The sequence below is a fragment of the Bdellovibrionales bacterium genome (genome assembly GCA_018266295.1).
GTDB lineage: Bacteria > Bdellovibrionota > Bdellovibrionia > Bdellovibrionales > Bdellovibrionaceae > JACMRP01.
In genome coordinates, this window is sequence record JAFEAQ010000011.1 from 793753 (window position 1) to 805786 (window position 12034).

Annotated in this window: 8 protein-coding genes; 3 read left to right on the top strand and 5 right to left on the bottom strand. The window is 47.0% G+C overall.

What is annotated here, in order from left to right; translation table 11 throughout:
* Positions 1–7 precede the first annotated feature (7 nt).
* Together JSU04_12600 and rsgA are read right to left on the bottom strand one after the other, a co-directional pair.
* Positions 8–3700 carry an ATP-binding cassette domain-containing protein gene (locus JSU04_12600; GenBank protein MBS1971145.1) on the bottom strand — a complete coding sequence of 1231 codons (3693 nt, stop codon included), beginning with the start codon at positions 3698–3700 and terminating at the stop codon, positions 8–10.
* Positions 3701–3979: 279 nt separating this feature from the next.
* Positions 3980–5062: a ribosome small subunit-dependent GTPase A gene (rsgA, locus tag JSU04_12605; GenBank protein MBS1971146.1), complete on the bottom strand. Its 1083-nt coding sequence runs from the start codon at positions 5060–5062 to the stop codon at positions 3980–3982.
* A 366-nt stretch (positions 5063–5428) separates the two neighbouring features.
* On the opposite strand from rsgA, the gene JSU04_12610 reads away from it, so the two are divergent.
* From JSU04_12610 to JSU04_12620, 3 genes are all read left to right on the top strand, one after another.
* A complete protein-coding gene (locus JSU04_12610) occupies positions 5429–6394 on the top strand; it encodes a hypothetical protein (GenBank protein MBS1971147.1) in 966 nt (321 codons plus the stop codon).
* 117 nt (positions 6395–6511) lie between these two features.
* On the top strand, positions 6512–7261 hold the full coding sequence (locus JSU04_12615) for a TIGR02147 family protein (GenBank protein ID MBS1971148.1): 750 nt from the start codon (positions 6512–6514) through the stop codon (positions 7259–7261).
* Entirely contained in the window at positions 7258–8550 is a 1293-nt protein-coding gene (locus JSU04_12620; GenBank protein ID MBS1971149.1) for a hypothetical protein, read from the top strand. Before JSU04_12615 ends, JSU04_12620 begins: the two co-directional genes overlap by 4 nt.
* Positions 8551–8739: 189 nt before the next feature.
* On the opposite strand, the gene JSU04_12625 is transcribed toward JSU04_12620, so the two are convergent.
* The 3 genes from JSU04_12625 to JSU04_12635 are packed head-to-tail and all read right to left on the bottom strand — an operon-like array spanning position 8740 to position 11995.
* Positions 8740–11136: an RNA-binding transcriptional accessory protein gene (locus JSU04_12625; GenBank protein ID MBS1971150.1), complete on the bottom strand. Its 2397-nt coding sequence runs from the start codon at positions 11134–11136 to the stop codon at positions 8740–8742.
* Positions 11137–11178: 42 nt separating this feature from the next.
* Positions 11179–11397, bottom strand: a complete 219-nt coding sequence (gene infA / locus JSU04_12630; GenBank protein ID MBS1971151.1) for a translation initiation factor IF-1 — start codon at positions 11395–11397, stop codon at positions 11179–11181.
* A 52-nt stretch (positions 11398–11449) separates the two neighbouring features.
* A complete protein-coding gene (locus JSU04_12635) occupies positions 11450–11995 on the bottom strand; it encodes a hypothetical protein (GenBank protein MBS1971152.1) in 546 nt (181 codons plus the stop codon).
* Between the last annotated feature and the right edge of the window lie 39 nt (positions 11996–12034).

Here is a 12034-nt window from a genome sequence, read left to right on the forward strand (position 1 = left end):
AAAGAGCTTACACCAAACTCTCTTCGATTTCTTGCCGCGTCCATTCTCCTGGACGTCGGACTGATTTTACTTCGCCTGCGGAAATCTCCACGATCTGATCGCAGTCCGCGACGGTCCCTAGGCGATGCGCGATAATCAACATAGTCACTCCGCTAAACGCGCTTCTGATGACTTTCTGTAGTAATGCATCTGTCTGCACATCGACGCTCGCTGTTGCCTCATCCATCACGATCACACGCGCTTTGGTCAGCAAAGCCCTTGCTAAACACAACAATTGACGCTGCCCCTGACTTAAATTGAGGCCGCTCTCAGTCACCGGCGAATTCAATCCTTGCGGAAGACTCGCCACATATTCCCACATGGACGCGTGTTTCAAGGCTTCAGTCACATCTTTGTCAGAATACTCATTAAAGCGATCCAAGTTGTTCCGTATGGTTCCAAGGAACAATGTGGGATCTTGCGGAATGATTGCAAGATTGCGGCGCAGTTTTTCTAATGGAACTGTCCCAATGTCCACACCATCAATCGCAATTGTTCCCTGTTCCGCCTCAATAAAGCGGAACAGAGATTGAAAGAACGTGCTCTTGCCTGAGCCTGTTCTCCCAATGATCCCAACACGACTACCTGGGGCAACATCAAACGTGATGCCTTTAAGCACTAACGGCAAATGCTCTGCATAGCGAACCTGCAAATTCTCAACTTTAATTTCACCAAACTCCGGCCAAGTCGGACGCAAAGCTTCAGACGATTTTCTGACAGTCTCTTTTTCTGCCGGAAGATTCGCAAAGAACTTTAGACGCTCAATCGAAGTCATGCGCGATTCGATATCGGCAAAAACTCTCACGCCCCAGTTCAAGTATCCCCAGAACGAAAGTGAGTATAACGTCACAAGCCCGGCAGTTCCCGCACTCATCACACCCGAGTAAGCAGAAAGTGCAATACCCACAGTTGTTGCCATCGCAATCACCCCACCCACAAGCGGAATGCGCGAAGAGAACCAACGATTCAACATATAATGCGAATAGAACATTCTCTGACTGTGCGCGAGCTTGTCGTAGAAGTTCTTCATGAACCAATCTTGCTTATTGAAACTGCGGATGACGACAAGCCCTTGTAAGCTCTCTTTAAAGTGAGCATAGCGAGGCGAGCGCGCCACGCTGTCGAGACGTTTCGCTTCACGTGCAGGACGACGATAATCCCTCTGCAAGAGATAATACAACGCCATCACAGGACCTATCACAAAAATCATCATCGGCATCAAACCCAAGATCAGCACGAGCGACACAACCACTTGCATCGCACAGTTAACCGCAGCACTAAACATCCACTGCAAATAGACATCGACAGATTCGATATCACGTGAAAATCTCTGCAACACACGTCCCACCGGAGTCGAGTCAAAGAATCGCACCGGCGCATGTAGTACGCTATGAAGCATTTTATTGTGAATATTCTGACCAGCACGAATACCACGCGCGAGCCAGAAGAGCTGATCGAGCAACGTCAGCACAAGCAACGCCAAACCGATCAAGCCGTAAATACCCACAGCTGTCAGAGCCATCCACTCCGTCTGATGAGATGAATAGTAAGACAACCACGCCTTCTGAATGAGCGGCAAAAAGTTCACAGCACAAGTTGCAATAAACAGAGCCAGCAAAATCAACGGACGCGTGTACTTACCGTCACCACCCAATGATAGAATATAATCCCAGTAAACGGAGCCCTTCACGGCGCCTTTCTCACGATCCTCATCCTCGGTCACGCGAGTTTCAGATTCGTCATCTACTTTCGAAGCCGCTACTTCCGTGCCGGCGTCAGCTGTTGCAACAGCAATATCACCCTCACCATGGGACTTCCCGTGCTCTGCATAGAAAGTCACAAAGGATGGACAGCTATTCTTAACCTGCTCAAGCGTCCCTTGGCCCTTAATCTCGCCATTCTCAATGAAAATGACTTGATCAAACTGCGCCAAGAATTCCAAACGATGAGTCACTACAACGCGGGTGACATCTTTCCATGCACCAAAGATCAAACGCTCGCACAAAAGCTTCTCAGTATCGGCATCCACCGCAGACAAAGGATCATCCAGCAACACCACCTGAGGTTTACTCAAGAACGCCCGACCCAAGGCTACACGCTGCTTCTGACCGCCGGAAAGATTCACACCCTTCTCACCGATCTCTGTGCGCAGTCCGCCTTTCCATTGACGCAAGTCCTGACTAAGACAGCTGTTATGCAACGCCCGGCGAAGTTCTTCTTTCGTGACGTTCTCACCGAACTGAAGGTTCTCCAGCAATGTCGTATTCACGATATAGGCTTCTTGCGGCACATAAGCGACACGCGGACTCACGCTTTCAGGCAAACCGGTGAATTTAAATCCTCCCGACGCCAGTTGCATCTCACCTAAGAGCGTATTGAGAATCGAGCTCTTCCCCGAACCGACTGGACCTACAATGGCAACAGAGCTGCCCGCAGGAACATTCAAGTTCAAATGTCTCAACACCGCGCGCTCCGTCCCCGGATACACCAAGGTCAGATCATGCATTTCAACACCCACAGACGCACCCGTGGTATCCAATTGCTTTTGCCAATTCGGAACTTCCTCTTGCTTTAAGAAGTTCAATATACGAGTGGCACCAACCTTCGCCGCTGTCGCGCGAGAAATCAAACGCGATAACTCGCCAAATGGCCCTTCAAGTAATCCGAACAAAGAGATACAAGTAAAGATCAAAGCCGCATCCAAAGTCTGCCCACGCAAAACGTGCGTCGCCAAAGCGACAAAAAGCACAAACGTTGAAACCGCCAGATAACCAAGGCTTGCAATCACTTCCGCGCGCGCCAAGCGGCGACGGCTGTGCAATTCTTTCTCGCGAATCTCCGTGACCTCTTTAGAGACACTTTTTTCCCAGGCAAAATACTTCACGACACGAATCGCATTCAAAGCCTGCGTAATCAGAGTCACGCGATGATCGCGATGAGCCATCATCTCTTCATCAAGTTTCGTAAAGCGCTTTGCTACATAGTTCGTCAGCGGGGCCAGCGTAAAGAGCACGATCAACGCTGCCAGTGCCGACCAGCCGATATAATAGAAAAGCATCACAATCACGGCCGTCATCATTAATATAGACATGATGAAGTCCGCGAAAATGATCGGCCAATCCGCAACCGAGTCACTGTCACTGCTCATATAGTTTACGATATCGCCCAGTTGATTCTTCTGGCGCGCATTCTGACTCAGCTTCAAACTGTGAGTAAAAATTTTCTCGTTCAGAACATTGGTCAATACCTGATAGCTGCGAAGAGTATTGTGAAAGAAATGCTGCAAGCAAAAGCCCGAAACAAAACCGCAGAAGCCCAGCAAAAGGCCAACAATGACCGCCTCAACTAAATTCTCTTGCGTGACACCTTTTGAAATCAAACCGACAAAGTGATGCACCAACACAGGTGTCGACAAAGAGAAAACCGCGTTGAGCCCGTACCAGGTATATCCCGGAATCACAAAACGTCTTTGGACTTTAATCAAAGACATCAAGTGAGACCACGGAGAATCCCAGCGAATCTCGTTCACAGGTACTTGAATTGAGCGTGGGTTCACCAAATCCGGCAGCGGTAACATATCATTTTCTTCGATATGCTGGAGCTTGGCCTTTTTGATCAACGGCACAGCTTGGGTAAAAAATAACTTCCTAAAGAAATCCATAAAAATCCATTCTGGATATGCAGCTGCCGTCAGCAACTGCGCATAAAACTTAAATTGTGAAAGAAACAAAAGGTCTGATCGCTATTATTTGGAACTAATGAGGCCTTTAGAACTGAGAGAGAAGAGAGGCCGACATAGCTTCAATGCGAACTTGCATTTTAATTTGCAATCTAACTTGCATTAGAATCATGGTGCTCTCCTCTCTAAAGATTTTTCCACGCTATCCGGTAAATTCCTTATTGTCTAGCGGGGAAATATTTTTTCTCTCAGTTCCGGACCTCAACGGCGTTTCATTTTAATATGCTCGTACATTTCTTTCTGCTGCTTCTTGAGCTTTTCCCTGGCCTGTCGCTGCTTTACGCGGTCCTCGCTGATCTGTTTTCGCTGAAGTTCCCGCTTTAGTTTCTGATAGCGGTTCCAACGATTTTCGTCGAGCGCCCCGTTTTCAAGCGCGCTTAACACAGCACAGCCAGGCTCCGTCCGATGTTGGCAATCTCCGAAACGACAAGCGTTTTCAAGTTCCGCTAAATCAGAAAACAGCGTATCAACTCCGTCTTCCTGATCCATTAGCGACAGCATACGCATTCCCGGCGTATCAATAACAAAAGCTCCGTTATCCGTTGGAAACAAATACCTCGCCGTCGTCGTGTGCTTTCCGCGATCATCGCTCTCGCGGATTTCCTGCGTCTGCAACACATCTTTTCCCAAAAGATGATTTGTCAGAGTCGATTTTCCGACACCGGAAGACCCCACAAAGACCACCGTTTTTCCCGCGGCAATGTAAGGATCCAAATTCTGCAAACCGATTTTCTCTTTCACACTGAACGCATGCACTCCGATTCCGGGAAATTCACCTCGTAAGTTCTCAAGCAGATCTTCCAGGTTTTCTGAAAGCTCCGCTTTGGTCACACAAAGAACCGGAATCGCACCGCTGTCCCACGCCAGGCTCACATAGCGTTCAAGCCGCGCGATATTCATATCCGCATTGACTGACGTCAGGATAAAAGCAAAATCGATATTGCTCGCTAATATTTGCGCAGCACCGCCGCCGCCAACCGCTTTGCGGTACATACAGGACTTCCGGGCAAAAACTTTTTGCACAAGTGCCACCGCCTGGTGCTCTTCATACTTGCAAGAGATCCAGTCGCCGACGGATGGCAAATCCATTCTTGAGTGCGATTGATAGCGATACTTTCCCGGCAACTCCGACCACACCGTTGCCGTCGCAGAAACCTGCACCCGCCAACGGTCTTTTTCTTCTCCAACAACCCGGCCTATAATCTGATCCGAGTCTTTTAATTGTTTTTCAAAAAAATCATTCCAACCCCACGCGAGGCGGAATTCTAAATTGCTTTGCTTCAAGCAAAACTCCTTAAGTTTAAAATTGAAAATAGAAATAACTTAAGGTCGTCTTAGCTTCTGAGAACTCAAATTGTTTAAATTAAAAATCTCTGGTTTGAGATCCTAGAACGCAAAGAGGACCGACATTGAATTGATTTGTACTGCAATCATAGGCCCTCCCTGTGTGGCGATAGCCGAACTGGCTATGAACTCAATATAAACGAGTCCGCGTGGGACCGCAAGAGGCCTTTCATCCTAATTTTGGCACAGGGCTTGGATGGTAGGGTTCCGACGGCTTTTAAAACCCTTAATTTGTCCCTTAACCCCCTAAAAAGAGACAAGAAAGGGCTGTTGTCGACAACTTCGCCATGCCCTAAGGAGACGAACATGAAATTCGCAATGCTGAAATCCACTCTGCTCATTTCTGGCCTCGTAGTATCGGTCGTTGCCTGCACCAACTCAAAAACGGCTAAGAACGTTTCCACAAAAACCAGTCAGCAACAAACCACCAGCGAAACCACAACCGTCAATGGCCAAACTGTTTCTGAAAAGTACTCCTACCGCCTCGAAGAAAACGGCTGCGATACAGAGCTTCGCAAATTCAGCAGCAAAGAAGCTATGTGCTCGGGCCTTCAAGACGAAAAACTTAATAACTTCTGCGCGCCAGAAGCCCGTGAAGAAAAATTTAAAGCCCTTTGCAAAGGAACATACAAACCTTTCGTCTCCGATAGTATGGGCAATGTTGATGTTGAAAAAGGCGCCCCTGACTTGAGAGCCGATGCTCCCGAGGCTTCGGATAAAATGGCTGTGAAGGAAATCAGCGAAAAAGGTGGGCTTGAATATTTCAAAATGACGGCGGACCAAGATCACTCGACAGCGATCTCAGCTATCACGATCGTAAGCTGCGATTCCAATCCTGCAAGCTCCATCACTTCAAAAAGAAATGGCATTTTGCTTTTGCCGTCTTCGAAAGCCGTTCTTACGCGTGATCTGAATAATGTCCTACCTGACGGCTCTACGACGGCCGGTCTCCATCCATTTGTGACATTGAAATGTGCTGGTAATGAAGCCGCAAAAACCGTCGACCTCACGACCCTTGATCCAAGCAAGTTTGAATTAAAAGAAATTAAAGCTTCGAACATTGTTCAAGACATTATCGTGACCTCACCGGAAGTTGAAACAAGTGAACGCCAAACGGGTGTCGTTAGTATCTCTTGCAGTGATGATACGACAGCCGCGATGAAATCTGCTTTGAACGGTATTCAGTTGATAAAAGGCTCTAGCGTTATTCTTGTTCGCGATCTTCAGCAGAAGCCTGATCAAGCGCCTTACCTCGTCGTGAGCTGCAAATAGAAATCGATCTTCGCCAGTCTCTGCACATTTACGGAACAGAGTTTATCTGTTCCGCAGAACAACAGCTTCATTATTATTTTTTGACTGGTCTCTTTGCTTGCTGAAATAATTTTTTTCATGTCAAGAGCCGCCGAGTTTTTACTGACCCAATACAATCTTAGAAAAGATAAAAACAAACGTTTTTCACAAAGAGCCTTTGCCCGACTGATTGATCTCAATCCAGGCCGTGTGAATCACTATTTCTCCGGAGAGCGCCAAATTACCAAAAAAATGGCGCAGAAGATTTCTCAGAATCTCGGACTGGATGCCAAACAAGAAGCCTATTTCATTCATCTTTGTGAAATCGACATTGAGACAAAACGCAACCCAACGACCCGCCGTCTACAAGACGACGAACTCGCGCTCATCGTAGAGTGGCATCATTTCGCGATTCTATCCCTCATGTCGACGAAGGATTTTCAGTCAAATCCAGAGTGGATCTCAGGGCGTCTGGGGATTCCGTTGGACCTGGTCTCTCCGTCGTTAGAACGCCTCGAGCGTATTGGACTAATCAAGAATCTTAACGGCAAGTACGTCAAACAGCCTGGCTCTTTAACGACGACCGAAGATATTCCAAGCCAATTCTTGATGATGTCTCACCAAGATTCTCTCCGTCACATCATACATCACCTCCCAAACGTGGCCGTCGAAAAGCGCGATGTCAGCTCCATCACCTTGGCGATCGATGACCGCAAATTGCACGAGGCGAAAATGCTCATCCGCCAATTCCGCCGCCGATTGGCTACAATGTTAACTAAGGGCAAAAACAATCAGGTCTATACATTAAATATTCAATTATTTCCTCTTTCCAAGGAGCCCGTAAAATGATGAAAGCCCTTATCGCGATTCTACTATCGGCCTCTGTCAGTCACGCTGGTGGAGACTGGTATGAAAAAGGCAACGGCGGATTCATCATTTCTTGTCCAAATAAGCCAACTCAGCTTCTCGATCTCTACGAGCTTCAGTATCGATTCAGAGATATTTCCGGCCTCCACAATATGAGTTTAGATACGACAGAGTTTAAAACTCTGGATGACCGTTTTCATTACTTGCTGAAAAAAATCTCACGCCTGAATCCCAATCGATCCAGTCTCTATGAGGGCTGGTACGAGGATTTCAAGCAAGAGGCAGAATTTCTTCCGGGTATTCACTTAAACCCGATCGGTGACGTAGGTTTGGTGACTCCAGAGCCTGACTGTGATTTGCGACAAGTTGTTTTCCAGCGCGACCCTAGTATTTTGAGCCCTCATCGCTATACAATTGATTTGGATAGCTGGAACTCCTTGACTGTCATTGATCAAGCAGCTCTTCTGATTCATGAATTTTCTTACCGCGAGTTTGCCCAGCCACCTAACTCACACGCAACTTCGGAATCAGCACGCTATTTCAATGCTCTTGTGAATTCACAAGAGCTTATCAATATGTCGACCTCTCAATATCTAAGAACTTTGCAAATGCTGAACGTCGTGCGCGCCGACTATCTGAGTAATCCAGTGTTATTAGCGGTCAAAGACAGAACGACCAGCACCTGGTATCACTTCCCTCTTAAGTTTGACTCAGACGACAATCTCGCAAGTATTACGTACGAATCCAGTGCGACTCTAGTCCAAGCCGACGTCACCATATTTTCGACTTGCTCAACAAGTAACAACGATCTTCTTGCGATGGGCGTAGCATATTACAACCCGCAAGGACTGATAATGAACCTGAGCGAAGTGCCAGATGGGATTCCTGGTTACAACCGATGCATGGTGAATATCGATACCAAACGACAATTCCTTGCCCGAGCCCACAACCTCAATTTTAATTTTGATGGAAATCTTAGAATCAGCAGTGGAACGTTTAAAATTAGCAACTACGGATTTTTCTCATACCCGCTCGTTCTCAAAAATCACAATTTTATTATCGGCTCTGACAGCATCAAAAATGTTCAGATTTCGGTTCAATACGATGCAAACCATGATATCGAATTCATCGACTACTGGGGAAAAGCCTGTCGAAATCCAAGCACAAGCGATGTTGTACTTAGCAACTGGGATGCAACCAAGACCCCAAGCACGTTCAGTGGACAAAATTTAGAGCAAGAGATTTTGGCTCTATCAGCCTGCCAAAACTAAAAGGCAAAAAAACAAAAAACCCTCTGGTTCTCAGAGGGTTTTAGCTCAGCTGAGGGCCAGCGGCCCTAAGCCTCTCCGCTATCGCGAATTATTTACGGATCTTAGCTTTGTACATTCTCTTCTTAGTAGCAAGTCTCTTAGCTTTGTGACGAGCACTTTTGTTTTTCTTTTTAGCTGCCATGTTGTCCCCTATTTTTTGTCGGTTACGTTAAGTAATGCTGCAAATGGATTATTAAATGGATTGCCGGCTGGTTTGCCGCCGCCTCCGCGCTGATCACGATCACCGCCACGGTCATGGCGAGGTTGATCACGGCGTGGACCACCACCGCCATGCTGAGGTCTGCCACCACCAGGGCCGTCCCGACGAGGACCACCGCCTTGAGCTGACTTCGTATCACGAGGTGCTCTTTGTTCAGGTGTGTCTTCCATTCTCATCGTCAAAGAGATTTGATTTTTCTCTTTATCGACCTTCAGAACTTTTACACTCACCTGATCCCCTGGATTCACCACTTTACGAGGATCATCGACGAACTTATTAGACAAAGCGCTGATATGAACCAAGCCATCTTGGTGAACACCAATATCAACGAAAGCACCGAAGTTCGTTACGTTCGTCACGATACCCGGGCATATCATGCCCTCTTTAAGGTCTTTCACTTCAAAAATATCATCGCGGAATTGGAAAACCTTGAACGGATCACGTGGATCGCGACCCGGTTTCTCAAGCTCTTTCACGATATCATCAAACGTAAAATCACCGATCAATGCGGCCCATTTTGTTCTGAGAGCCAACAATTTCTTCGCGCCATCGCCGACCACATCAGGAATAGCAACGCCAAGCTCATGAACCATGTCGCGAACCGCAGTGTAACGCTCAGGATGGATGCCTGTATTATCAAGAACAACTTTACCACCATGAATTCTCAAAAACCCAGCAGCTTGTTCGTAAACTTTTGCAGAGAACTTAGGAACCTTCAAAAGCTCCGACCGGTCTGTGAACAAACCTTTCGTCTTTCTATGCTCAACGATATTATTCGCTAGCGCCGGACCGATACCAGACACAAATGACAGCAAGGCCGTTGAAGCCGTGTTCAAATCAACGCCGACATTATTCACGCAAGACTCAACCACAGCTTCTAAAGATTTCTTCAATGAAGACTGATTCACGTCGTGCTGATACTGACCTACGCCGATCGATTTTGGATCGATCTTCACAAGCTCCGCCAAAGGATCCTGCAAACGGCGAGCAATCGAGATCGCACCTTTCACAGTGACGTCCAAATCGGGGAACTCTTGGCGAGCAACATCAGACGCAGAGTAAACAGATGCGCCAGACTCATTCACCATGACAACTGGGATCGTTGACTTCAAATCTTTCAAAATTTTTCTCAAGAAGACTTCTGTCTCGCGACCAGCAGTTCCGTTGCCGACAGCAATCGCCTCGATTTGGATTTGCTTCAAAACTTCTTTGAAAAGAACTTTCGCTTTTTCTTCAGCATTATCGCCCAAAGTATAAAGCACGGTGTGAGAAATGAAATTACCGCCCTTATCAATCAAGGCCACCTTACAGCCCGTACGCAAACCAGGGTCAACACCCAAGATGCACTTCGGACCGTACGGAGAAGCCAACAACAGCTTACGAACGTTCTCAGCGAAAACCTTGATCGCATCTTCGTCGCCTTTTTCTTTCAATAAACGATGAATTTCGTTCACCACAGAAGGAACAACGTAAACGTTCATCGCCAAACGCGCGCACTGGGACAAGAAATCACCAATCGCGTTGTCAGGATTTTTAGTCGCATAGGAAACGAAAGTTTTCAGAAGTGCTTCTTCATCACCTTTCACGTCGACAGAAAGCTCTTCTTCCTGCCAGCCACGTCTCATCGCCATGTACCGATGTGAGCTCTTAGATTCGAGCAAGCTCTTCACCGGCTCTTCGAACTCTTTGTACATTTCAAATTTTGAGTGTGGTTTAAAGCCTTTCGCTGCTTTCGCAATCACGCGGCCTTTTTCCATGTAGTTCGTGCTGACGATCTTGCGAAGATCCGCATCGTTGGCAATTTTATCAACGATGATATCTTGAGCGCCTTTAAGCGCTTCTTCGTAAGTCACGATTTTCGCCGTTGGATTGAGGAAGTTCTTCGCCTTCATCTCCATCGTCTCGGTGTCTTTCAACAGACCGTGGCCCATGTCCCAAATCCAGTTTGCCAAAGGCTCGAGCCCCGCTTCGCGCGCAATCGTCGCTTTGGTCTTTTTCTTTTTCTTGAATGGCTTGTAGATCTCCTCGAGCTCGCCAAGATCCCAAGAAAGATCGATACGTTTCTTAACTTCGGCCGTCAGATTATTCTGCTCGCCGATTTCTTTAATCAAGAACGCTTTACGCTTAACGATTTCATTGTAAGTTTCGTGCCCCTCGATCACCGCACGGATTTGAACCTCATCGAGGTTGCCAGTTTTCTCTTTGCGATAACGGGCGATGAAAGGGACGGTCGCACCTTCGGCAGCAAGTTCAATAACTGCTGCTGCAGATTTTGCGGGAACCGTTGGGACAATACGAGTTAAATAACTCTGAAGAGCTTGATCCATAATACCTCTATTTTGATGAACGAATGAGAGAGATCAAATGAATTATTTGTGACGGTACATGATAAGGCCATGGGTTGGATCGTATGGGGAAACTCCCACAGTCACGCGGTCACCAACCACAACACGGATATTGAATCGGCGCATTTTACCGCACAACTTTGCAGCAATTTCCACATTGTTGTCCAATTGAACCTTATAGATACCCCCAGCGAGGGCATCTATAACCTTACCATCTAATTGAGCTAAATCTTCTTTTGCCATGCTCCTCAATATTTAGGTGAGATTTGGAGGCTAAGCAATAAAATTTTCATGGCTACGACTTATAGTTACTGATGAGCATCTTAATCCCCTGCTCAAACAGCACTTCCAAGCGATCATTTTCATTCGACAATACATATCCCCAACCCAAAACCTTGTGTTGAATCGGTTTATTGGCTTCGAATTGAGCAGACATGTTATAAACCTGAGGTTTTTCAGACTTATATTTCTGATAAAGATCGGCCCAGCGAACTTGGCCCTCAGCCACCGCGAGTCTTTCAGCTTTTGCTTTTTTAGTTTCTTTAGGAACCTTTTCAGCTTTCGGCTCTTTTGCAGGCTTGGCTGGTTTTTCTTCCTCAACCGGTGCCGCTTTTACTGGAGCAACTGCCTTCGGAGCTTTCGGAGCCTTCTCAGCTTTTTCCGCCTTCACGGGCTTCGCAGCCGCAGCAGGTTTTGCCTTCGTAGGAGCCGGAGCGGGCTTTCCAGCCGCCTTAGCAGGAGCTTTCGCTGCTGGTTTTGCTGCAGCTTTCGCAACAGGTGTTTTAGCCTTTGCTTTTGCAGCAGGCTTTGCAGTTTCTTTTTTGGCAGCTTTCTTTGCCATCGAAAATGCCCTCCCTTTTTTCTCAAGAAGATCTACGAA

Coding starts and splice junctions, on each gene's coding strand:
- infA (MBS1971151.1), bottom strand. CDS start 11,397: ATGGCAAAAGAAGATTTAGCTCAATTAGATGGTAAGGTTATAGATGCC.
- JSU04_12600 (MBS1971145.1), bottom strand. CDS start 3,700: ATGGATTTCTTTAGGAAGTTATTTTTTACCCAAGCTGTGCCGTTGATC.
- JSU04_12620 (MBS1971149.1), top strand. CDS start 7,258: ATGATGAAAGCCCTTATCGCGATTCTACTATCGGCCTCTGTCAGTCAC.
- JSU04_12610 (MBS1971147.1), top strand. CDS start 5,429: ATGAAATTCGCAATGCTGAAATCCACTCTGCTCATTTCTGGCCTCGTA.
- JSU04_12635 (MBS1971152.1), bottom strand. CDS start 11,995: ATGGCAAAGAAAGCTGCCAAAAAAGAAACTGCAAAGCCTGCTGCAAAA.
- JSU04_12615 (MBS1971148.1), top strand. CDS start 6,512: ATGTCAAGAGCCGCCGAGTTTTTACTGACCCAATACAATCTTAGAAAA.
- JSU04_12625 (MBS1971150.1), bottom strand. CDS start 11,136: ATGGATCAAGCTCTTCAGAGTTATTTAACTCGTATTGTCCCAACGGTT.